The organism is Actinomadura gamaensis (genome assembly GCF_042652125.1).
Lineage (GTDB): Bacteria > Actinomycetota > Actinomycetes > Streptosporangiales > Streptosporangiaceae > Spirillospora > Spirillospora gamaensis.
Genome location: NZ_JBHSIT010000012.1, coordinates 299,297 through 319,045, shown reverse-complemented (window position 1 = coordinate 319,045; position 19,749 = coordinate 299,297). Strand labels below are relative to the sequence as shown.

The 19,749-nt window shown below is 69.9% G+C and carries 26 protein-coding genes and 1 tRNA gene; 8 read left to right on the top strand and 19 right to left on the bottom strand.

The features are described 5' to 3' along the window. Nucleotides 1-486 precede the first annotated feature (486 nt). From ACFPCY_RS35290 to ACFPCY_RS35275, 4 genes are all read right to left on the bottom strand, one after another. Nucleotides 487-576 (bottom strand) — tRNA-Ser (locus ACFPCY_RS35290). Between the two features lie 94 nt (nt 577-670). Beyond that, nucleotides 671-1,099, bottom strand: coding sequence for a hypothetical protein (locus ACFPCY_RS35285; RefSeq protein ID WP_378262686.1), 429 nt, complete (start codon nt 1,097-1,099; stop codon nt 671-673). A 397-nt stretch (nt 1,100-1,496) separates the two neighbouring features. Continuing rightward, nucleotides 1,497-2,396 (bottom strand): phosphotransferase, encoded by a 900-nt coding sequence (locus ACFPCY_RS35280; protein ID WP_378262685.1) that lies wholly within the window; start codon nt 2,394-2,396, stop codon nt 1,497-1,499. A 20-nt stretch (nt 2,397-2,416) separates the two neighbouring features. Beyond that, on the bottom strand, nt 2,417-3,550 hold the full coding sequence (locus ACFPCY_RS35275) for a hypothetical protein (protein WP_378262683.1): 1,134 nt from the start codon (nt 3,548-3,550) through the stop codon (nt 2,417-2,419). Between the two features lie 439 nt (nt 3,551-3,989). On the opposite strand from ACFPCY_RS35275, the gene ACFPCY_RS35270 reads away from it, so the two are divergent. The 7 genes from ACFPCY_RS35270 (at nt 3,990) to ACFPCY_RS35240 (ending at nt 7,870) form a co-directional block, all read left to right on the top strand. After that, nucleotides 3,990-4,241, top strand: a complete 252-nt coding sequence (locus ACFPCY_RS35270; protein WP_378262681.1) for a hypothetical protein — start codon at nt 3,990-3,992, stop codon at nt 4,239-4,241. Beyond that, nucleotides 4,238-4,393, top strand: a complete 156-nt coding sequence (locus ACFPCY_RS35265; RefSeq protein ID WP_378262679.1) for a hypothetical protein — start codon at nt 4,238-4,240, stop codon at nt 4,391-4,393. Before ACFPCY_RS35270 ends, ACFPCY_RS35265 begins: the two co-directional genes overlap by 4 nt. Further along, nucleotides 4,390-4,755 carry a hypothetical protein gene (locus tag ACFPCY_RS35260; RefSeq protein ID WP_378262677.1) on the top strand — a complete coding sequence of 122 codons (366 nt, stop codon included), beginning with the start codon at nt 4,390-4,392 and terminating at the stop codon, nt 4,753-4,755. The genes ACFPCY_RS35265 and ACFPCY_RS35260 overlap by 4 nt, the downstream gene beginning before the upstream one ends. Next, nucleotides 4,752-5,078, top strand: coding sequence for a hypothetical protein (locus ACFPCY_RS35255; protein ID WP_378262675.1), 327 nt, complete (start codon nt 4,752-4,754; stop codon nt 5,076-5,078). The genes ACFPCY_RS35260 and ACFPCY_RS35255 overlap by 4 nt, the downstream gene beginning before the upstream one ends. After that, the gene (locus ACFPCY_RS35250; protein WP_378262673.1) at nt 5,075-5,959 is read left to right on the top strand and encodes a radical SAM/SPASM domain-containing protein; all 885 of its coding nucleotides are present in this window, start codon (nt 5,075-5,077) and stop codon (nt 5,957-5,959) included. Before ACFPCY_RS35255 ends, ACFPCY_RS35250 begins: the two co-directional genes overlap by 4 nt. A 10-nt stretch (nt 5,960-5,969) precedes the next feature. Next, nucleotides 5,970-7,133: a methyltransferase domain-containing protein gene (locus ACFPCY_RS35245; protein ID WP_378262671.1), complete on the top strand. Its 1,164-nt coding sequence runs from the start codon at nt 5,970-5,972 to the stop codon at nt 7,131-7,133. Between the two features lie 173 nt (nt 7,134-7,306). After that, nucleotides 7,307-7,870: a PH domain-containing protein gene (locus ACFPCY_RS35240; protein WP_378262669.1), complete on the top strand. Its 564-nt coding sequence runs from the start codon at nt 7,307-7,309 to the stop codon at nt 7,868-7,870. 94 nt (nt 7,871-7,964) lie between these two features. On the opposite strand, the gene ACFPCY_RS35235 is transcribed toward ACFPCY_RS35240, so the two are convergent. Then, on the bottom strand, nt 7,965-8,201 hold the full coding sequence (locus tag ACFPCY_RS35235) for a hypothetical protein (protein WP_378262667.1): 237 nt from the start codon (nt 8,199-8,201) through the stop codon (nt 7,965-7,967). Nucleotides 8,202-8,372: 171 nt separating this feature from the next. Here ACFPCY_RS35235 and ACFPCY_RS35230 point away from each other — a divergent pair, with 171 nt between their 5' ends. Further along, on the top strand, nt 8,373-8,666 hold the full coding sequence (locus tag ACFPCY_RS35230; protein WP_378262665.1) for a hypothetical protein: 294 nt from the start codon (nt 8,373-8,375) through the stop codon (nt 8,664-8,666). Here ACFPCY_RS35230 and ACFPCY_RS35225 read toward each other — a convergent pair. The 14 genes from ACFPCY_RS35225 to ACFPCY_RS35160 form a co-directional block, all read right to left on the bottom strand. After that, nucleotides 8,659-9,402: a peptidoglycan-binding protein gene (locus ACFPCY_RS35225; protein WP_378262663.1), complete on the bottom strand. Its 744-nt coding sequence runs from the start codon at nt 9,400-9,402 to the stop codon at nt 8,659-8,661. The two genes, ACFPCY_RS35230 and ACFPCY_RS35225, sit on opposite strands and share 8 nt — an antisense overlap. Further along, the gene (locus ACFPCY_RS35220; RefSeq protein WP_378262661.1) at nt 9,399-9,566 is read right to left on the bottom strand and encodes a hypothetical protein; all 168 of its coding nucleotides are present in this window, start codon (nt 9,564-9,566) and stop codon (nt 9,399-9,401) included. Before ACFPCY_RS35220 ends, ACFPCY_RS35225 begins: the two co-directional genes overlap by 4 nt. A 34-nt stretch (nt 9,567-9,600) precedes the next feature. Beyond that, nucleotides 9,601-9,900: a hypothetical protein gene (locus ACFPCY_RS35215; RefSeq protein WP_378262659.1), complete on the bottom strand. Its 300-nt coding sequence runs from the start codon at nt 9,898-9,900 to the stop codon at nt 9,601-9,603. After that, nucleotides 9,900-10,409 carry a hypothetical protein gene (locus ACFPCY_RS35210; RefSeq protein ID WP_378262657.1) on the bottom strand — a complete coding sequence of 170 codons (510 nt, stop codon included), beginning with the start codon at nt 10,407-10,409 and terminating at the stop codon, nt 9,900-9,902. Before ACFPCY_RS35210 ends, ACFPCY_RS35215 begins: the two co-directional genes overlap by 1 nt. A 7-nt stretch (nt 10,410-10,416) precedes the next feature. After that, complete coding sequence (locus tag ACFPCY_RS35205; protein WP_378262655.1) at nt 10,417-12,507, bottom strand: hypothetical protein; 2,091 nt, start codon at nt 12,505-12,507, stop codon at nt 10,417-10,419. Continuing rightward, nucleotides 12,507-15,170 carry a phage tail protein gene (locus ACFPCY_RS35200; protein ID WP_378262654.1) on the bottom strand — a complete coding sequence of 888 codons (2,664 nt, stop codon included), beginning with the start codon at nt 15,168-15,170 and terminating at the stop codon, nt 12,507-12,509. Before ACFPCY_RS35200 ends, ACFPCY_RS35205 begins: the two co-directional genes overlap by 1 nt. A 239-nt stretch (nt 15,171-15,409) precedes the next feature. Continuing rightward, complete coding sequence (locus ACFPCY_RS35195) at nt 15,410-15,925, bottom strand: DUF7426 family protein (RefSeq protein WP_378262652.1); 516 nt, start codon at nt 15,923-15,925, stop codon at nt 15,410-15,412. A 1-nt stretch (nt 15,926) separates the two neighbouring features. Continuing rightward, nucleotides 15,927-16,652, bottom strand: coding sequence for a phage tail tube protein (locus ACFPCY_RS35190; protein WP_378262650.1), 726 nt, complete (start codon nt 16,650-16,652; stop codon nt 15,927-15,929). Between the two features lie 15 nt (nt 16,653-16,667). After that, complete coding sequence (locus ACFPCY_RS35185) at nt 16,668-17,126, bottom strand: minor capsid protein (protein WP_378262648.1); 459 nt, start codon at nt 17,124-17,126, stop codon at nt 16,668-16,670. 2 nt (nt 17,127-17,128) lie between these two features. Then, on the bottom strand, nt 17,129-17,482 hold the full coding sequence (locus tag ACFPCY_RS35180) for a hypothetical protein (RefSeq protein WP_378262646.1): 354 nt from the start codon (nt 17,480-17,482) through the stop codon (nt 17,129-17,131). Further along, the gene (locus tag ACFPCY_RS35175; RefSeq protein WP_378262644.1) at nt 17,479-17,784 is read right to left on the bottom strand and encodes a hypothetical protein; all 306 of its coding nucleotides are present in this window, start codon (nt 17,782-17,784) and stop codon (nt 17,479-17,481) included. The genes ACFPCY_RS35180 and ACFPCY_RS35175 overlap by 4 nt, the downstream gene beginning before the upstream one ends. Beyond that, nucleotides 17,781-18,386, bottom strand: coding sequence for a hypothetical protein (locus ACFPCY_RS35170; protein ID WP_378262642.1), 606 nt, complete (start codon nt 18,384-18,386; stop codon nt 17,781-17,783). The genes ACFPCY_RS35175 and ACFPCY_RS35170 overlap by 4 nt, the downstream gene beginning before the upstream one ends. Nucleotides 18,387-18,389: 3 nt before the next feature. Continuing rightward, the gene (locus ACFPCY_RS35165) at nt 18,390-18,695 is read right to left on the bottom strand and encodes a hypothetical protein (protein WP_378262640.1); all 306 of its coding nucleotides are present in this window, start codon (nt 18,693-18,695) and stop codon (nt 18,390-18,392) included. 31 nt (nt 18,696-18,726) lie between these two features. After that, nucleotides 18,727-19,701 (bottom strand): SU10 major capsid protein, encoded by a 975-nt coding sequence (locus tag ACFPCY_RS35160; protein ID WP_378262638.1) that lies wholly within the window; start codon nt 19,699-19,701, stop codon nt 18,727-18,729. Nucleotides 19,702-19,749: the final 48 nt, after the last annotated feature.

Here is a 19,749-nt window from a genome sequence, read left to right as displayed (position 1 = left end):
GCGTCAACACCAAGACCAAACTGATCAAGAGACAGATGTATGGCCGGGCAGGCTTCCATCTCCTGCGCCACCGCATCCTCCTGCAGTAGCCCCACCCTCCGTTACCACCGAAAGAACGACAGAGCCGTCAACAACTGGACAGGCCCTTCACGGCCGACACTTACGGGTCGGTCCTTCCAGAAATCCTCACGGGAGCGGCGGAAGCCACAGCGGCAGTGGTGCCACGTCGGTCGGCGGCCGAGCCGGAGCCGGCCCCGCCGAGTGAGCCCTCGCACGAGTCGAACGTGATCTCCCTGGAGACACGTCGCCGGGGGCGCGTTGGCCACACCGGGTAGTCGCGCCATCGGCACTCTGGGCTGGGCTGGGAGGGTACATGTCGGCGCCGTGTGCCCATCATGTGCCGATCACGGGCGGCAAAACGGGCATACGGAACGCGACAGGGGCTCTGCCAATGATCTTGCTTTCGGCAGAGCCCCTGGTCAGAGGCGGAGGATCGGGGATTTGAACCCCGGATGGGCGGTAAGCCCAAACCGCATTAGCAGTGCGGCGCCATAGACCGGACTAGGCGAATCCTCCAGGTGAGCCCCTTGCGGGCTCAGGACAGGCTACCGGTCGGCGGGCCAACCGGCAAAGCCGTTGACGAGGATAGCCTCTTCCGGCCGCGCTCGCGTCAGCCGGAGTAGCCGCAGGCCCGGCCGAGGTCGGCCGCGTCCTGGATGAAGTTGCGGCTGCCGCTCATGTCCGGGGTGCTGGTGCTGCCGGAACCGATGTTGCCCAGCATGGTGGCCAGCGACTCCAGGTCGCCGGCGACCTTGTCGGAGGACGACTGGACGTCCCCGCCCGCCTTGGCGCCCTCGCTGCGGATCTTGCTGGCGGTGTCCCGGTAGAGCTGGGCGTTGGCGGCCGCGCTGGACCGGACGTTGTTGATGTCCGGAGTGCTGATCTTCGACTTGATCGAGGACAGCTCCGTCTGGATGTTGTCGCACGCGGCCTTCTTGTCCCCGCCGGCGACCTTGTCGAGCGGCCCGCAGGCGGCGGACGCGAGCAGGGCGCCGCCCAGGGCGAAGGTCCCGATCAGGCGGGTGGCGGACATGCGCATCTGAATGTTTCTCCTTGGTCGGGGGGAGCGGAACGGCGGACGGGACTGGTCCCACCGCGCAACTTCCGTCTCGGACATCCCTTTGGCGCGCATCGGTCCCGTTCGGTTCCCCCGACATCACGGCGCGAGCACGTCCCCCGGTGCCCTACACTGGAGAACGTCGCAGGGACGGAAACCCGCCGATCCGGCACCCAGGTGCCGAGCTGGTAGACTTCCGGCCGACGACAACGCAGCAGGTCAGCGCACTTGCGGCGAGCACCCGTAGCTCAACGGATAGAGCATCTGACTACGGATTATCGCAGACTTACCAACGTACGCACCAGGGTTTACGCTGATCACTCGCGACCAATGTGCGACGAATTAGATGCTCTTAAATCGGCTCTCCGAACTGGCTCATCTAGCCTGACGGTGAAGACCAACGAGCCAGGCTATCCCCGCCACGAAGCGTCGCAACTCGCCGTTTCAGTTCGTCCCGGGACCAGTCGTCATCTGCCGCCTTGCGCACATAGGGACTGAGGCCCGTGATCTCTCGGGTTTGCAGTAGCTGCTCGAATCCGGACCACTCCCGCACGTCCCAGCCGTAGGCGGTCGTGAAGTCGTCGAGATCCTCAGCTGTATGGCGGCCGAAGCGTCGTGCCATGTAGTGCGGCTGGATGAGATCCCACTCCCGTGGGCCCCAGGCAACGTGATCCCAGTCGCCGAGAACTACGCCGCCGGCGGCGAGTCGGATCAGGTTGTTGGTGTGGGCGTCGCCGTGGATCAGTCCCTTGGGGCGGGCCGGGCGAACATCGGCCCAGCCGCGTCGGAGTTCCGCGATCCGGGTGAGAAGCCATTCGCGGTCGTGGTCGTCCAGTCCGTCACGTTGTCGCGCGACCGCCGCGGCGACACTGGCGAACGGGTCGTCGAGCGATGGGAGGCCGACGGATGGTTGGGGCTGTTCGTGCAGGGTCCGCAGGAGGTCGGCCAGTTCTCGGGCCGTTCCAGACGGCCGATCGACGGTGTCGAGCAAGCGCCATACCGAGATGACGTGCCCTGCGGCGGTGAAAGGATCGAGGTCCACCGGTTCTACGCACCGGTAGCCTCGGTGGGCCAGCCAGCGTGTGACGTGTACCGAGGTGGCGACCCGGTCGAGTGAGTCGGGGGTGCCCGCCACTCGGACCAGGAGGCGCGCGGTCGGCAGGGCGATGGCTGTGTTGCTGTGCTGATGCACGATCTTCGCGTCGGCGAGGTCCGCTCCACAGCGTTCCGCTACTTGCCGGAGTGCTTCCTGAAGGTCACGGGAGAGTTCGTCGCCCATGCGGGCGATGTCCCCGCCTGTCAGTCGTTTGAACCAGCCAAGAGCGGTTCGACCGCTTCGCGAAGTTCGACGACCTCCGGCCGGTCTTGATAGGGCTTGAGGGCCTGCAAGACTTCGCCGACACGAACGACGATCCGGCGTGAGGCGATCTGGGCCGCGAGATCAACGAACTGGTGGCCAACTCGGCAAGCCTCCTCAATCTCCAGAGCTTGCGCGTGCGCGATCGCCAGGATGCCAAGTGAGAAGGCACGGGGCCGCCCCGCGGTTCGCACGGTAAGCGCCTGCGTCGCTGCGCGGACGGCCTGCGGCCCCATGCCGAGATTGGCGTAACAGCGGGCAGCCTCGTGTTGGAGGTGCCCCCATCCATAGGAGCCGACCCAAGGCGGTTCGGTGGCCGTGCCGTGCGCATCGAATGAGGTCCACACCGCGCCAAGATGCTGCTCGGTCTTGGCACGCTGCCCGGTCATTGACCAGGCGAGCGCCGATTTGGTGGTGAGGAACGCCCGTGCCATGGGGGGCGCCGCGCGCGCAACCCCGACGGCGCCTTCGGTGTAGGCCAGGGCTTGGTCGATGTAAACGGAACGCTGTGCCGGACGTGTTGCCAGGGACGCCTGATGAAGTTCATGCTCGCCCCGGCGAGCCAGGACCCAAGCCGTAAGCGACATGTCCTGGCTTTCGTTCGCCATGCTGGCTGCGCGCCCCAAGAGCGCCAGAGCTTGGTCCGCTTGGTCGCTGTCAAGGTGCATAGCGGCCACGCGCATCGTGAACTCGGTGGAAATCTCGAACATGCGCCGGCGGAGTGCGGCCGGGCTGTTGGCGTGTAGCCGCGGTTCGATCACAGTGCTCAAGTAGTCGGTGGCCTGGCGACGAAGTTGTCGGCCCCCGAACTGCCGATCCGAGGTCATGAGAGCCGTCAACATGGCTCGGATGGCCTCGATATCGCTCTCGTAAGCATCCGGCGGCGGTGGATCAACCGGACTCGTGTCGAACAGTTCGTCCTCGGGCATGTTCAGCGCTCTGCCGTAGAGGATGCGGTACCGCTCGCTGATCCGTTGGACATCGCCGGACTCCCAACGTTCGATGTTGCGCTGGAGACTCGCGATGCTAGGCATCTTGTGCGGGTGCTCCGCCGCGTCCCGCAACTCCATGGCCATGCGCGGAATGTCCCAGCCGCGGGCCTTGCGCTCCGCCCGCATTCGCGCGCGGACCTCCGGGGTCGTCCCATAAGCCATGAGGCTGCCCCTTTGCTCCGGTTGCGTGCGCTGCGGACATCGCAGATGTCGGGTTCTGTCGGTCTGTGTCGGCTGGATCGTTGATCGCTACTCGTTGTCGACTGGAATCGGTTTCCAGCGATACAGGAATGGTCACGCTGCGCGCAAGGACTAGGCGAGTACGGGTGACCTTCTGACGTGGCTGCGTCGCGGACCTGGCGGGGAGAGCCGGGGTTCGTGGCACTGCCCTTCGCAGGGAACTGCTGTGGGGCTGAGCAACTCCCTCGGATGCCCAGCCCCACAGCGCCCAGCACGAGACGGCCCCGGCCCGGTGCGGTAACACCGGGAAGCCGGGGCCTTGACCGGAATGAGGGTCCGGCCGGTGAGCAATGTACTCGTAGCCACCCATACCGACGAGTTGCGCTCGGATGCCGCGCACAAGGCTGCTGCGCATGTCGCGAGCGAGCACGAGGCTTGGGTGATCTGGTGGGGCCAGATGACCCGGCACTACTGGGCGATCCCGAAGCGGGGCCCGATTCACCCCGCGGTGGAGGCTGTGTCGCCGGACGAGCTGGAGACTCGGCTTCGGGAGATCGAAGCGTGGTACGGCCTCGGCTCCGGTACCGCGTCATGACGGCCGAACACCTCCTGCGCCCGGCGTCGACGACCGGCGGTCGGGTGAGCTGGCAGCGCTTGGCCGTTCGCCTGCTCGTCTGGGCGAGCGCCGGCACCACGGCGGTGGGCTTGATTGCCCTGTGGGATGCGGTGAGCCTGCTGTGCGGATGATGCGGACCCCGCGCGAACAGCGGCAGCTCGACCAGCTGGCCGAGTTGCTGTCCGCGGCTGGTTGGACGACGGTCGCGCGATACGAGCTGTCACCCCGGTTGCTTCGGGTGACGCATCCGGCGCTCGACCGTACCGGGCTGACGGTGCATGTCGAGCCGCTCGTCGCTCGGAACTGCGAGGTCGCCTGGTTCAGCGACGGCGTGGGCCGGTACCTGGGGACGTGTTATCAGCTGCCCCAGGTGATGGCCGCGATTCATGACCTTCTCGGCCCGCTGGTGGCGGATGCGGGGTGGCCGGTCCCCGCCGATGCACTCCCGAACCGGCGCAACTGGCAGCAGCTGATGAAGAAAGGGCTCCGATGACGAGCGTTCCGAGCCGCGGCGCGCGGGCGCTGGCGCGGCTGAAGATGCAGTTGCCCGGGCATGGCTTCGCGACCGAATGGACCGACGACGGGCTGCGCGTGATGCTCCGCGCTCAGCCCGCCGACCCGGACACCCATGACAGAGCCGCCGAGGTGCTCGCCGAAGGACTTGTCACCTGCGTGCGCCGTCCCGACGACGGCGGCCGGTGGTGGTGGCTGCTGGACGGCCGGCCCCTCGCTGAGATCGACCACCTGTACGACGCGGTCACCGCTCTCAAAGGCGCGGTGACCGCACCCGAGGCAGAGAGCAGGAGGACCAGATGACGATCACCGCGCCCTCTCCCGCACCGCAGACTCGGGCGGGATGGGATCGGCTGTGGCTGGAGATCACCCGAGACTGCCAACTGAGGTGCGACCACTGCTACGCCGGGTCGGGCCCGCGCAAGGGCAGCGGCTCAATGACCCTGGACGACTGGCGTCGCGTCATCGACCAGGCCGCGGCGCTGGGCGTGCGGGAGGTGTGCATCATCGGCGGCGAGCCGACGATGTATCCCGGCTTGGCCACCCTGATCAACCGGGCACTCGCCGTTGACGTCCGGGTCGAGGTGTACTCCAACCTCGTCCACGTCAGCGACGCCCTGTGGCAGGTTCTGGCCCAAGACGGCGTGCGGCTCGCGACGTCCTGGTACAGCGACGACCAGGACCAGCACGCCAAGATCACTGGGCTGCCGACGTGGCGGCAGACGTGCCGCAACATCGCGCGGGCCGTCGAGCTGGCCGTCCCGGTACGCGTGGGAGTCGTGCACGTGCTGGAGGAGCAGCGCGTCGACCAGGCGCGCGAGCAGCTGCAGCTCTTGGGAGTCAAGAACATCTCGGTCGACCGGACGCGGCGCATCGGACGCGCCGCCGTCCCGAGCGTCGACCCGTTCGGCGAGCTGTGCGGCCGGTGCGGGCAGGATCGCGCCGCGGTCGGCCCGGACGGCGAGATCTGGCTGTGCACCATGGCCCGTACCGGCTCGGCGGGCAATGTCCGCGACCAGGCGTTGGCCGACATCCTGAACGGACCGAGGTGGCGCGAGCTGCGCGCGCGAGTGCCGCGCCGGACGGCCGACATCCCCGGCTGCAACCCCGACAGCGACGGCAACGACTGCTCGCCCGCCGAGAGCGACACGTGCGCGCCGTCCTTCTGCAACCCTGACGACTAGGAGGTCAGGAATGCCGACGTGGGAGGAGCACGCCCAGGCCCTCGCCGCCCGCATCACCCATCCGGGGTCGCGATGGTGGGGCGCGGTGTGCGCCACACCCCGCCACCTGCTGGTGCCGCACTGGTGGGACGACACCGATCCCGCGCGCGGCTGGCAGATGCGCGACGGCCTGGCCGACGAGCCCGCATGGCTGCGCGCGGCCTACAGCGACCAGACGCTGGTCACCCAGGTCGGCGCGCGCCACGCCGACCATGCCTTGCCGGGCGAAACGGCATCCGGACGGCCGACCTCGTCCTCGACGCTGCCCAGCCTGCTGCTGACGATGTACCGGCACGCCCAGCTGTACCTCGGCGCCGACGTCCTGGACGTCGGCCTTGGATCCGGGTACGGCACCGCACTGTTGTCGACCGCGCTCGGCGGCGACACCGTCACCGCCGTAGACGTCGACCCCTACCTGGTCAAGGTCGCTGCTGAGCGCCTGGACGAACTCGGCGTCCGCGCGCGCCTGGTCGCCGGCGACGCGACCGGGCCGCTGTCCGCCAGCTACGACCGGATCGTGTCCACGGTCGCCGTCCGGCCCGTACCGTCCTCCTGGCTGCAGGCGCTGCGGCCCGGCGGACGACTGGTGACGACCCTGACCGGCCTGCGCGCCATCTTGACCGCGACCAAAACCGACACGGCCGCGCCGATGGTCGCCGAGGGCCGCATCGAATGGGACCGCGCCGGGTTCATGGCGACCCGAACCGGCCCTGACTATCCGCCCGGCCTCGGCGACCGCATCGACGAGCTGCGGGAACCAGCGGGCGAGGCCAGCACCGGCCGATACCCGGTAGTCGACCTGGAACAGGCGTGGGAACTGCGCTCGATGCTCGACATCGAACACCCCGGCCTCACCCACCATTTCGAGCAGCACGGCGCCCGTCGTACCGCCTGGATGATCCACCCCGACGGGTCGTGGGCCCGGGCGACCGCCAGCGGCGACGCCCTACCGGTCGTCCACCAGTCCGGCCGCCGCCGACTCTGGAACACCCTGGACGACCTACGACACCGCTGGCTGATGGAGGGATCCCTACCGCTGTACGGCGCGCGGGCGTGGATTTCAGCCAGCGGCACCGTCCACCTGGCCCGCGGATCCTGGCGAGCCCGTATCGAGGGAAGCTCGCAGCTGCTCTAGACAACTCTGTCAGTTGCGCCAGCCCTGGCACTGCCTTCTGGCGCTGCTCGGTGCCGGCTGTCATCCAACTACAAGTGTGGCGCGTCCCGTTGTGTAAACGACGTGGGACTTTGGAGGACGTCTTGGGCTCTGAGCAGCCATTGCGCCCCGATATTCAAGCAGCGGCTGACCGTATGGACGGCACGCTCGGGGCCAAGCGCGAGATCCGCAGGCTCGCCGAGTACCTATGGGAGGGCGAGGTGGTTCGGCACATGGTGTCGGGCACCTATGCCGCAGGTACGGGCCTGGTCGTCCTGACAGACCGGCGGCTGTTGTTCGTCCGGGACGGCTGGACGTCCAAGACCACCGAGGACTTCCCCCTCGACAAGATCTCCTCGGTGCAATGGCACTCCGGGATGTTGATGGGCAAGCTCACCGTCTTCGCCTCCGGCAACAAGGCCGACATCACCAACGTCGGGAAGCAAGGTGGGAAGATCATCGCGGACACGATCCGTGAGCGCCTCGCCTCTGGCCCGAGCTACCCGCCGCAGCCGCCGACGCCGCCCGCGCCCGCCGCGATGGCGCAGCAGCCTGCCCCCCTCGCTCCGCCTGCTGCTCCGGAGCCGGCTCCTGCTCCAGCAGTGACCGGGGACGCGATCTTCGACGCCTTGGAACGGCTCGGCAAGCTCCGGGACGCGGGCGTACTCACCGTGGACGAGTTCGAGGCCAAAAAGAAGGACCTGCTCGACAGGCTCTAAAGGCACAACGAAACGCCCCGTCCTCGTCGCCGAAGCGTGAGGACGGGGCGTTCGTGTGTCGGCGGGGCTTCCCCACCCTGCCGGCCTGGTCAGGCTACCGCCGGATGTAGACCGGGGAGGTCGAGGCCAGGCCGAGGGACAGTAGGACCCGGCCAAGGACGGGCTTGTACTGCTCGACCAGGCGCGCGAGGGCGTAGTAGGCGGTGGTGGCGGCGACGGTGACGATGTCGGTGACCGCGCCGCCCGGTAGGTTGAGGCCGATCCGGGCGGCCTGGGCGAGGATCACCCCGACGACTACGGGCACGACGGTACGGATGATGCTGGCAAGCACCGGATTCCTCCTGCTGACCTGGCCACTTCGGGCTTCGGGTATGTTTCCTGGCTACTTGTCTGGTCTTGGAAGTAGGTGGGTGTGCCCCAGTTCGCCACTCAACGGCTCCGGCGTCCGCGCCCACATAGGGGACGGGCGCTCGCAGCGCCGACCCGGGCGGGAAGCGCAGCGGTGGTGTTGGGAGCCCTCGCCTTGCCGTTGAGCTTGTTTCCGCCGTTGATCTGGGTAACCGGACCGGTGAGTATCACCGCGATCATCTTGGGCGTGATCGGTCGTCGCCAGCGGTTCCATGGCGGCGGTGCCAGTAAGGCTGTGGGGGCCTTCGGCATCATCCTTGGGGCGGTCTCCCTGTTGATCGCCGTGCTGTTTGCGACGTGCTGGTGGGCCTATACACACCCCGAGGTGGAGTTCCACCAGGAGGGAACCGAGCAGGCTGGTTCCTTGGTCCCAAGCAGCGTCAGGTGACGGGTGCCGTCCACGCGGCGCGCCAGGTGTCCGGCCCGACGACGCCGTCCACCGCCAGGTGCTTCTCGCCCTGGAAGCTGCGGCAGACCGCCTCGGAGGCGGGCCCATATGCGCCGTCCACCGAGATCTGCCAGCCGCGATCCTTCATCCGCTGCTGCCAGGTGCGGACGTCCGAGCCGTTCATGATCGGCGGCTGGGTGAGGTAGCGGCCCGGCCAGCGCGGGGCCTGCCCCGGCTTGGGCGGGGTCGGTGCGGGGCCGTTGCGGTACGGGGGCCGGCCGAACCCGGCGATCACCGAGGCGTCCCGGACCCGGCGGCGGCACGCGTCGCTGGTGTTGCCCTCGATGGTCTGGATCAGCCCGCCACCGAGGTTGACCTCGCAGATCCCGACGTGGTCGATCGCGTCGAGGTCGTTGGAGCCGGACCAGTCGAAGAAGATGATGTCGCCGGGGAGCGCCTGGTGGACCTGGTCGGCCGTGCCGATGTGCCACTCGCCGAGGCGCTCGAAGTCCTCGGCGTGGTAGACGGTGTAGGCACGGTCGCCCTTCGGGCAGACGGCCTTGTAGTCGGTGGCGTCGGCCGAGTGCGCGGCGGCCCAGGTGATCGCCTCGTCGCACCACGGCGGGTTCCCCGCGTAATCGGCCCCGTTGCGGGCCTGGTACCAGCGCTGCACGTAGTTCGGCTCGCCGAGACCGAGCAGGGTGCGCATCGAGGCGAGCATGGTCTGTGCGGTCACTGCGGGCCCTCCCCCCGGTAGATCCCGTCGCTGCTGGGCGGCCCGTAGAGCCGCCGCAGGTATGCCTCTTCGTCGGGGTGGCCGGGCTCGTCGACGGCCGGGTCGGCGTCGACCCGGTCCCGCCAGTCCGGCGGCGGCGTTTCGGGCGTGGGCGTATCAGGCACGGCAGCCTCCTAGATCGGTGCTGAAAGACGGGGGTCAGTGCTTGCCGAGGGCGGCGAGGATCGCGGCGGTTCCGGTGAGGAGCGACCCGGCGGCGGTGACGGGGAGGGCGTAGCGCCATCGGTCGGCGGCGCGCAGGCGAGTTTCGTGGTCGGCGAGGTCTGCGCCCTGGTCGGTGACCTTGCTGTCGGTGCGGTGGTGGGCGGCCTCCAGCTCGCGGACGCGGACCTCGTGGTCGGCGACCTGCGCGGCGACGTGGCCGTGTTGGGAGATCAGCACGTCGAGCTTGGTGTCGATGCGGGCGAGCTGTTCGCCGGTCTGCGGCTGCTCGACCATCACGCGACCCGGGTGAGGGTGAGGTGGGAGTTGGCGTAGACGGTCGTCGGGTTGGCGGTGTCGCCGGTGCCCTGGCCCCACTGGAGTTGGAGCGTGCCGGTGGCTCCGGGGATCACCACGAGGCGTTCGATGAGCATTTTGTGGCTGCCTCCCGCGCCACCGACGCGGAACTGGGTGTTGAGCGCTCCGGATACGCGGTCTTGCAGGGCGGTCAGGTCCACGGTGGCGGTGGCGGTCGGGTCGGGGCCGATGATGCCGCGGCGGCCGACGGTTCCGGCCGGGGTCGCCCACGCGTAGTTCAGGTCGTCGTTGACGTTGGCGGAGAAGAACAGGACCAGTTCGCCGCGGTAGGTGGCTCCGCCGACGACCGGGAGCAGCAGCTCTGGGTCGTTGGTGAGGGCGTTGCTGGTGGACTGCTGGTCAGCGGACTTCACCACGGTGGCCGGGAGCATGGAGTTCAGCAGGCTGGCGGTGATGCGCTGCCCGGCCGAGATCTGTGGGTAGGGCATGGGTCTCCTAAAGAGCGGTCACCGGTGGGACGGCCAGGCGAACGTCGGATCCTGCCGAGTGCGCGGCGCGAAAGCCGCCCATTGCGCGGACGACGGTGAAGGTCTGGGTGCTGCCGGTGCCGGTGATCGCGGTGACGCGCATGATCTCGGCGTCGACGACGATGTTGAGCGGGAAGTCGGCGGCCGTGGTCGTCCAGGCGGGGGCGCCGCTGGTGGTGACGGTGAGGGTGGTCGCCGTGGCGGTGACGGCGGCGGCGAGCTGGGAGCCGTCGGTATCGACACGGCCGACGACCAGGTCGTCGGCCACCGCCACGGTGTAGGGGGAGGCAGGGGTGGTGATGAGGTCGAGCGTCCACCGCAGCGGTTCCAACGTCTCGGTATAGCCGGTGACCAAGGCGTCGACCGGGTCGGGCGGCAGCCACGCGGGCAGGTTGGTCATCCGGATGTGGGAGCGGACGTCCAGCGCGGTCGCGGCAGGGATGAGGCCGGGGTGGCGGTGCAGCCGCAGCGGGACGGTGGGGTAGCGGGCCTCGTCGGTGGTGCCGAGCCAGACTCGCCATCCGGCGTGCTCGACGAGCTGCCCGTCGTCGGCCAGGTTCAGCGTCACGCTGGTGTCGTAGACGCCGACGCCGTCCGGCGGGGGCAGCACCGACAGCGGCCCGGAGGTCTGCACGACCCGCGCGGACGATCCGCCTTCGCGGGAGACGGTGACGTCGTTGCGGACGGCCAGGTCGTCGTCGACGGGCTCCAACGGGGCGGAGATCTGCCCGGCCGCGTAGTCCAGGACCAGGGCGGGCGGGGTGTTGTAGTCGGCGGCGCGCGGCCGGTACCGGTAGGCGAGCGCGTCGCGCCGCTCGTACAGGGTCCCGGCGTCGGCGTCGGCGGCCTCGTCCAGCAACTCCAGCATCGTGCGCGGCTGCTGCGGGCCGAGCGGGGTGGAATCGGCGGCGGTGGTCCCGACGACCTCGACCGCGATACCTTCCTCGGCGGCCAGGCGCACGATGCGGGCCGCAGCGGTCTCGCCGCGGTAGCCCGACCCGGCGGGGACGTGCCCGCGCAGGGATGCGGCGCGGCTGGCGGGCGCGACGATCAAATGGGAGGCCGACCCGGACTGCCCGGGGACGCCGAACATGTTGAGGCCGACGGCGCGGACCGGGGTGGCGGTGTCGGCGGGCGAGCTGGCGGTGATGACCAGGACGCCGTCGATTTCGACGGTGACCGCGATGTTCGCCCCGGACTGCTGGCCGGTCACCAGAAACTGGGTCGGGCCGCGTCCGCGCAGGTCGACGTTGCCCTGCTTGACGAAGACCGAGTTGTTGCCGGCGTCGGCCGACTCCATGGTCAAGATCCCGGCGGTGTACCAGAGATCCCAGGTCACGCTCTTGGGGCCGCCGGGGGTGGTCCAGGTCAGCAACGGCGCAACATCGGTCCCGTCGATCTTGGCGTCCAGGGGGACGTCGATCCAGACGGCGATCGCCCAGTTCGCCGGGCCGTTGACCGCGCCGAACAGCCGCCCGTCGGACCCGAACGACACGCCCCCGCCGGTGCCGCCGGACGCCTCCCCGGTGAAGGTCACCGCCCCGGAGGCGCGCATCGGCGCGAGCCCGGAGTAGGCCGGCGCGGCGCGCGAGGATCCGGGCGCGTCCTCCAGCGGCCACCACGCGGTGTACGGCGCGGCGCCGGAGATCGACCGCGTCAGCGCCGAGGACAGAGCCTTGGCGCCCTGGCCCAGGCGGCGGCCGATCCCGGCGGCCTCGACCTGGGCGTAGACGTCTCGTCCGGAGGTATCCCAGCGGACGGGCCAGGACGCGACTTCCCCGACGAACCGCACGCTCCCGGCCGCCGAGATCCGCACTGGGGTGTTGCGGCCCAGCAGCCCGTAGTAGGGGCTCGCCGGATTCCGCGGCGAGTACCGTCCGGCGGAGTTGCGCAGGGTGAAGGTCGCCTTGGACGGGTCGGCGGTGCTGGCCTCGTCGCTGCGTCCGCGGTTGATGGTGATGCTGTCGCGGGTGAGGACGTCGCCGGTGATGTCGACCCAGGACCCGGAGATCTGGAGTTCGACGGTGATGTCGAGCGGAGCGTCGGGGAAGGTCGGCATCAGCGGCCCTTGAAAGCGAGCTGGACGTTGCCGCGCCCGTCGACGCGGACGATCTTGCGGATGAAGCGCTTGAACTCCCCGTCCGCGCCCTTGAAGTCGAACACGACCCGCACCACGCCCATGACGTCGCGGCCACCGCCGAACCCGCCGAGGTTGGTGGAGCGGCGGTGACCGGGTGCCCGGACCGGCGTCGGTGTGAAGATCGCGCGGCTGAAGGGGGAGGTCTTGCTCTTGTTCCAGCCGGACGGCGTGAAGACGGCGCGCTTGAACTTGGGGCCGGTCGTGGCGCGCGCCAGATCGGCCGAGGCGGTGCTGACGAGTCCGGTCGAGTCGGCCATGCCGAGCGCCAGGCCCTGAGCGACGTTGACGCCATAGCCCTTGAACAGCTTGCTCGGGCTGGCGATGCCCAGGACGCGAAGGACCGGCCCGGGCACGATCCGCTTGATCAGGTTGCCGATAGAGCGGGCCAGCCAGTTCCCCATCGAGACCAGGCCGTTCCAGAAGCCGATCAGCACGTTCTTCCCGGCGTTGACCAGCAGCTTCCCCATGTTGCCGACTGCCAAGACGACGAAGCCGGGCAGGCGTCGCAGCCAGCCGACGACCGCCGAGATCCCGGAGCCGACGGCGTGCGGCAGGGTCTTGGTGAAGAAGTCGGAGATGGCGCCCCAGTGGGAGATGATCAGCCCGACCGGGCCGAGGAATCCGTACTTGGCAGCCGTCTTGATGAGGCCGACGATGAAGTCGAATCCGATCTTCAGCCAGTGCGGCAGAGTCTTGGTGAAGAACGTGACGATGCGGCCCCAGTTGGCGATGATGAGCGCCACGGCGCCGATCGCGATCGCGACGACGATCCCGACCGGTCCCATCGCGATCAGCCAGGCAGCGGCCATTCGCGCGGCCTGGATCATCGACTGCACGCCCATGAGCACCCAGCCGGCAACCACGCGCGCCGCGGTGATCGTTGCCGACAGCGCCATCCGCGCCCCAGCGGCCACCACGGTCAGCGCGGCGCGTCCGGCCGCCACCGCCATTCGTCCGGCGGCCGTGATGAAAGACAGCGCCGCGCGTCCGGCCGCCAAAGCAGCCGTTCCCAAAGCCCGAGCACCCGCCAGCGCCAGACGTCCGGCAGCTTGTCCAGCCGACGCAGCTGCCCGGCCTGTCGTCACACCCAGGGTTCTGACCGCTCGGGCCGCTCGGGTTGTCCCTTGGGTGAGGGTGGAGGCCCAGCGGCGCGGCTTACCTTCGCCGTTGGTGAACGCCTTGCCGACCTTCCCGATCCCCTGAGCGATCTTCCCGGCGCCGACCACCATCGGGCCGATCCGGGACGACACAAGCCCTATCACCACAGCCCACGCGAGAGTCTGCGTCACGACGCCGCGTATCGGTGCAGGCAGGCCGGTGATGAACCCGGCGACCTTGCCGAGCAGCACGACCACGCCGGGCAGAATCGTGGACAGGTCGTTGGTGACCTGCTTGAGCATCGAGAACGTCTGGCCGAGCTGCTGCTGGCCCTTGGCGCTGTTGGCCCAGCGCTCCAGCCGGGCGGACGCCTTCTCCAGGTTCCCGAGCAGGTTGTTGGACCCTGCCCCGGCCTGCTTGAACACCCCACCGAGCGCACGGCCGACGTTGCCCGCGATCCGGCCGAGCTGCGCGAGGACTTGGCGGCCCTTGGTGAAGTAGGCGACCAGCGACGCGCGGCCTTGCGCCGAGCGTGCCCAGGCGGCCATGCGCGCGGTGAGCCGCTCGATGGTGCCGAGCATCCGGCCGCCGCCGATGTTGGCGGCCGAGAAGACGCTGAAGAGGGTGACGCCGACGTTGCGGGCGATACGCCCCAGTTGCAGCAGGATGCGCAGCGCCCGGTCGAACCAGCCCTGCGCGCGGCCCGTCTTGACTGCGTTCTGGAGCCACACTCCGAGCCCGGCGGCGACGCGGCCGACCAGCGTCCCGATGATCGGGAGCTTGACGGCCATGCCGCCGACCAGGTCCCGCAGCCCGCGCGCCAGCGGCGCAACGCCGCGTCCGGCGCGGTCGGCGGTGATGCCGATCGCGGCAAACACGTTGCCGAACGCAGCGATGCTGCGGCGCTCGCGCGCGACCGCGACGACGCGCGCGGTCAGCCGACCGAGCCCGCCGGCGGCGGTCGCGAACGCGTTCTGGATCGGGCTACGGACCTGACGGCCGAGCCCGCGCGCCGCCGCGACGATCGGCTTGAAAAACGCCTGCTGGACATTCTTGGTCAGCCCGAACGTCGCAGTGCCGACCTCCTTGGCGACGCTGCGCGCGGCGGGCGGAAGCTCCTTCAGCGCCGCCGTGTACTTCTTGACGTCGCCGCCCGCGGACGCCTGCAGCACCGAGTCGAACCCGGTGACCGCCAGCTTCATCACGCCGACGGCGGTCTTGAACGCCACGGCCGCGGCCGGGAGCGCCGTCGCGATCCCCGCGGCCGGGGCCAGCGCGGCGCCGAGGGAGACCCCCAGCGACAGCACACCGCCCGCAGCGGGACCGGCGGCGACCGCGACCTGAGTGAGCGCACCCGACAGGGCGGCGAGTCGTCCAGCGCGGCCGACCTTCTCCAGCCCGGCGTGGACCCGGCCGAGGGCCTTGTGAAAGCTGGTGTCGTCGGCCGAGATGATCGCGACGAGTTCGCCCAGGCGTAGCGCCACCGCGGCACCTCCTTTCGGGAGGCGCGCGGGGCGCGCGCACGGCGGGCCGCGTCAGCTCATGGCTGCGGCGGTGCTCGGACCATGGGGATCATCTTTTTCAGGGGTGAAGTGCCGGGCGAGGCGGGTGTCGGCGTTCAGCAGGCCGAGGATCCGGACGCGGAGCCAGCGCCAGGACCGGGAGGCGAGCAGGCCGGGCGTCTCGACGTCCAGGCCGTAGACCTCATGCAGGTCGGTCTCGATCAGCTGCCACTGGCCGAGGACTTTCTTCCAGGTGAGGGCTTCCGGGTCGTCGACCGTGAGGCCCTCGTACCAGTCGTAGAGGCCCGTGACCGGGTCGTACGCGCCGCAGCCGCGGACGCCCGGCGGGAGGCCCGGTTCGGCCCCGCCGGGGTCGCCGGCGGGGCCGTCGCTTCCCCCGCCGTCTCCCAGTACTTCTCGGCCGATTCGAGGTCGGCCGAGATCCAGATCATCGCCGTGACCGCGGCGTGCTTGATCCGGGACCAGGTGACGTTATCGGCGAGCATCTGGGCGTAGGCGTCGCCGAGGACGCGTTCGTACAGCTCGCCCTCCTCGACGTCGTCCAGTTCGGCCTCGGTGACCTCCCGGCCCTGGTGCACGGCTGCGCCGATCTCCATGAGGCGCTGGACGACCAGGCCGGTCTCGGCGTCGGGGTCGTTGACGCGGTAGACGGTGCCGTTGATCGGCAAGTCCAGGTGGGCGTCGGCGAGGAACTCGTTCAGATCCTTGAAAGCCATGTCACGCCGCCGGGTTGGTGATGGTGGTCCGGGCACCGTTGCCGGACAGCTTGATGGTGACCTGGTCCAGGTCCTTGGCGTCGCCGCCCTCGGGCTCCCAGGACACCGACGCGAACCCCGTGTACGCCTCGGGGCCGCCGGTCCGGTCGTACCAGCGGACCTGGACCGTCCCGGCCGCGCCGAACTGGTCGGCGGCCTGGCGGAGCTTCTCCTGGCCCGGGTCGTAGGCGGCGCTCGCCACGCCGACCTTGCGGAAGACCTTGGTCTCCAGCGCCCACTTCAGCTGGGTCTTGACCTCGCTGGCCCAGCCGTTGCTGTCGTAATCGCTGTCGTCTTCCATCTGCGCGTCGACCGTCGGCTTCAGCTCGCCGATCGCCCGGACCGGCGTCCACACGGGAGCGGCCACGGTGCCGGTGTTGACGTCGAGCGCCCACTTGCGCGCGACCGTGCTGACGAGCTGCTCGGTGCTCGCCGCCGCCGAGTAGGTGAAGCCACCGGCCAGGGTGACCGCGCCGGGGTTCAGCACGACATCCCCGGCCCCGGCCGTGCCACCCGCGGGCAGGGTCAGCCGGATCAGGGTCGGCGACAGCGCGCTGTACTGCGCGACCGCCGTGCCCTTGATCGTGATCCCGGTGACGGTGTCCAGGCTCGTGCCGGTGATGTAGTGGACGGTGCCGCCGGACAGCGGCCCGGTCGCGGGGGTGATCCCGCTGATTGCGATAGCCATGATGACGTCCTCGTGTTAGTCGGGCCGGTAGGCGTTCGGCCGGGCCGCGTTGACGTAGTAGTTGCAGGACCGCAGGTACCGGCCGTGTTCGTCGGCGCCCAGGCGGTCGCTGGAGCGCCGACGGATGAGGGTGGTGTGGACGGCGGCCGGGCCGGTGTCGAGGGTGAGCATCTGCGCGCCGTGCAGCCGGTCCCAGATCGCATCGGCGAGGTCGTCGACGTCAGACGGGTCGCGGGTGCCGCGGGTCTGGATCTGCACGGCGGCGAGCACGTCGGCCAGGCCCGCGTCGTCGGCGTCGACGTCGGCGAACAGGTCCAGGGCGATGGCGCGGTCGGGCCGGTCGGGCAGGGTCCGCAGGGTGATCGCCGGGACGGCCGAGGCCGGATCGTAGGTGCCGACGGGCTTCCACTGCCCGATTCCGGCGGCGGCCAGGTGCGCGGCGAGCCCGGCGAGCAGGTCGTTGGTCCAGGCCATCGCTACAGGCCGAAGCGCCGGCGGATCGCGGCGGCCATGCGCTGCCGCATCTCCGGGCGCTTGGTCAGGTAGGGGATCTCCAGGTACTTGCGGCCCCGGCCGGGCGCGTGCTTGTAGTAGCCCTTCTCGTGCTGGATCACCGCGTACGGGGTGTCGTAGGAGACCGCGGCGCGGCGGCGTTCGGCCTCGACCGACACCTCCCCGGACTCGCGCAGCCGCGTCGTTTCGACCGGGACGCGCTGGTTGGCTTCCTGCAGCAGGTAGTCGGCGGCGTCCTGTAGCCCTGCCTCCAGCCCGGACCCCATGAGGGACACGACCTTGGGGCCGTCCCAGGACAGCCGGTAGCGCTTGCTCATCGGATCACCACCTTCTGGTGCCGCAGGCCGGGGCGTCCCCGGTGCCTGTGGATCTCGGTGACGGTGCCGACCCGGCCGTCGGGCAGGGTGACGCGGGACCGCGCGGGCACGACGGCGGTGTACGGCAGGTACAGGACGGTCGCCGCAGTGGTCTGCTGCTGGTCGGCGTTGCCGGTGCGGTAGTCGGTGGCCTCCTGCAGGCGGCACTCGACCGAGACGGGCGGCCCGTAGATCGGGCCGTGCGCACCGTCGCCCTGGAAGGGCTCGACCGTGGCCTGGTCGGTGAACAGCCGTCCGATCATCCGGCGGTCACCATCGCCGCGGCGAGCCCGCCGAACCGGGAGCGCAGCCGCGCGCGGGTCCGGTCGGCCAGCTCCATCTCGGTGGTGCGCGAGTCGCGGTCGTAGGTGACGGCGTAGTCGCCGAGCCGTTCGGAGACGATCCGGTCCAGCGCCAGCCCGGACCCGTCCGGCTCGGCACCGGCCAGGGTGAGCGCGGCGGCGGCCATCCGGCACACCAGGTCGACCACGTCGGCGGGCACCACCGCCAGGCCATGGGTGTAGGTCACCTCGACGCGCACCGGCGGCTCACCCGGGCACAGCGGGCCCCAGCCGCAGGGGCGCAGCAGCCGCGCGCCGACCAGCGTCCACTGATCGGCAGGCAGCGCCGTCCCGTCCACGGTGACCGAGGTGACGGCGGTGACGGGACCGCCGGGCAGCTGCAGCCAGGTCCCGCCGTCGGCCCACAGGGTGATGGTCGAGGTGGTGAGGCTGATCGGGCATCCGGCGGCGTCGCGGACGCTGGCCGAGGCCACCAGCAGGTAGGTCTCGGCCAGCGTCCGGTCGGCGAACGAGATGTGCCGGGCCGTCAGGTCGTCGGGCGTGGCCAGCGCAGCCAGAGGCATCGGTCAGTCTCGCGCGGCCCGGCCGCGCCCGCCGCGCTTGGGCACCGGCGCCGGGTCCGGCTCCGGGCTGTCGGTGTCCTCGCCGCCCTCGGCACCGCCGTCCGAACCAGAGGTCTTGTCGCCGTCCGGCGAGGGTTCGACGTCGTCCGGGTCGGCCAGGGCGATGCCGTGCGAGTCGGCCAGCTGCAGCAGCTCGTCGGCCTGGTCGCGGTCCTCGACCTCGGCGACGCCGTCGGTGAACCGGACCGAGGTGCGGCCGTCGGCGAGGTTGACCTGCAGTTCGGGGTAGCGGGTACAGACCAGCTTCACGTGATGCTCCTTCGGGGGTCGTCGGGACGGGTCAGGTGGTGAGGCCGGTGATCTTCCCGTGGGCCTTCTCGTTGCCGTACTTCAGCCCGACCTCGCCGTAGATCTGGAACCGCTCCGCGGCGCCGTTCTTGGCCAGCGGCTCGGTGAACAGGAAGCCCTTGCCGGGGACGTTGAGGAACACCGGCGCGCACTGCTCCAGGCTCACGACCGCGAGCTGGTCGGCGGGCATGTACCGGTTGAGCATGATGTTCAGCCGGCCGAAGTCGGTCTCGATGCTCTGCACCGCCACGCCGCCGACGTTGCGGGAGGTCTCCTGGAAGTTCTTGTTCGTCACGAAGATCGTGGTGAGCGCGCGCTTCTGCGCCGCGTTGCACATCAGGGTGGCGGTGTCGGAGACCTGGATGCCGCCGTTCTCCCAGACCTTCTGCAGCAGGTCCAGGACCATCTTCTCGGTGAGCGCCGCGGCGGTGCCGTTGGCGATCACGTTGGTGGTGATGGCGTTGAGAATGCCGTTGGTCTTGCGCGGGGTGGCGTTGGTCGCCGGGTTGGCGAAGGTGCCGGTGATGAACGACTTCTCGATGTCGCGGGCGATCTGAACGAGGTGCTGCTGGGTCTGCCAGTCCAGCTCGTCGGTGACCGGGTTGGACCCGGAGATGCCGACCGCGCCCGGGTGCGCGGAGCCGGTCGAGGCGTACTGGCCGGTCGCCGCCATCTTGGTGTAGGAGACCTCCAGCGTTTCCTGGTGGATCTCGACCACGTTGGTGACGTTGAACCGGACCCGGGCCTCGGCAGCGGGGGCGTTGCCGCCCTCGACACGCTGCCGGGTGGCGTCCGCGTCACGAAGGTCGTAGCCCTGCCACTGGAACAGCGTGCTGGTGGTCTGCTCGCCGCCGGTCAGCCCGCCGATCGCGGACAGGAACGGGGTGTCCTGCGGCGAGGTCGAGAACAGCTCGCCGACGTAGTTGGGCACGCCGAAGGTGGTCGCCTGCCCGGTGATTCCCGCCATGGGGATGCCTCCATTGAGTGTGGGCAGGACCGTCCGGCCTGCCGGGTG

Coding starts and splice junctions, on each gene's coding strand:
- ACFPCY_RS35255 (WP_378262675.1), top strand. CDS start 4,752: ATGACGAGCGTTCCGAGCCGCGGCGCGCGGGCGCTGGCGCGGCTGAAG.
- ACFPCY_RS35285 (WP_378262686.1), bottom strand. CDS start 1,099: ATGCGCATGTCCGCCACCCGCCTGATCGGGACCTTCGCCCTGGGCGGC.
- ACFPCY_RS35260 (WP_378262677.1), top strand. CDS start 4,390: ATGATGCGGACCCCGCGCGAACAGCGGCAGCTCGACCAGCTGGCCGAG.
- ACFPCY_RS35185 (WP_378262648.1), bottom strand. CDS start 17,126: ATGGCCTGGACCAACGACCTGCTCGCCGGGCTCGCCGCGCACCTGGCC.
- ACFPCY_RS35170 (WP_378262642.1), bottom strand. CDS start 18,386: ATGCCTCTGGCTGCGCTGGCCACGCCCGACGACCTGACGGCCCGGCAC.
- ACFPCY_RS35175 (WP_378262644.1), bottom strand. CDS start 17,784: ATGATCGGACGGCTGTTCACCGACCAGGCCACGGTCGAGCCCTTCCAG.
- ACFPCY_RS35180 (WP_378262646.1), bottom strand. CDS start 17,482: ATGAGCAAGCGCTACCGGCTGTCCTGGGACGGCCCCAAGGTCGTGTCC.
- ACFPCY_RS35210 (WP_378262657.1), bottom strand. CDS start 10,409: ATGCCCTACCCACAGATCTCGGCCGGGCAGCGCATCACCGCCAGCCTG.
- ACFPCY_RS35160 (WP_378262638.1), bottom strand. CDS start 19,701: ATGGCGGGAATCACCGGGCAGGCGACCACCTTCGGCGTGCCCAACTAC.
- ACFPCY_RS35195 (WP_378262652.1), bottom strand. CDS start 15,925: ATGGCTTTCAAGGATCTGAACGAGTTCCTCGCCGACGCCCACCTGGAC.
- ACFPCY_RS35265 (WP_378262679.1), top strand. CDS start 4,238: ATGACGGCCGAACACCTCCTGCGCCCGGCGTCGACGACCGGCGGTCGG.
- ACFPCY_RS35280 (WP_378262685.1), bottom strand. CDS start 2,396: ATGGGCGACGAACTCTCCCGTGACCTTCAGGAAGCACTCCGGCAAGTA.
- ACFPCY_RS35205 (WP_378262655.1), bottom strand. CDS start 12,507: ATGCCGACCTTCCCCGACGCTCCGCTCGACATCACCGTCGAACTCCAG.
- ACFPCY_RS35245 (WP_378262671.1), top strand. CDS start 5,970: ATGCCGACGTGGGAGGAGCACGCCCAGGCCCTCGCCGCCCGCATCACC.
- ACFPCY_RS35240 (WP_378262669.1), top strand. CDS start 7,307: ATGGACGGCACGCTCGGGGCCAAGCGCGAGATCCGCAGGCTCGCCGAG.
- ACFPCY_RS35215 (WP_378262659.1), bottom strand. CDS start 9,900: ATGGTCGAGCAGCCGCAGACCGGCGAACAGCTCGCCCGCATCGACACC.
- ACFPCY_RS35250 (WP_378262673.1), top strand. CDS start 5,075: ATGACGATCACCGCGCCCTCTCCCGCACCGCAGACTCGGGCGGGATGG.
- ACFPCY_RS35190 (WP_378262650.1), bottom strand. CDS start 16,652: ATGGCTATCGCAATCAGCGGGATCACCCCCGCGACCGGGCCGCTGTCC.
- ACFPCY_RS35275 (WP_378262683.1), bottom strand. CDS start 3,550: ATGGCCATGGAGTTGCGGGACGCGGCGGAGCACCCGCACAAGATGCCT.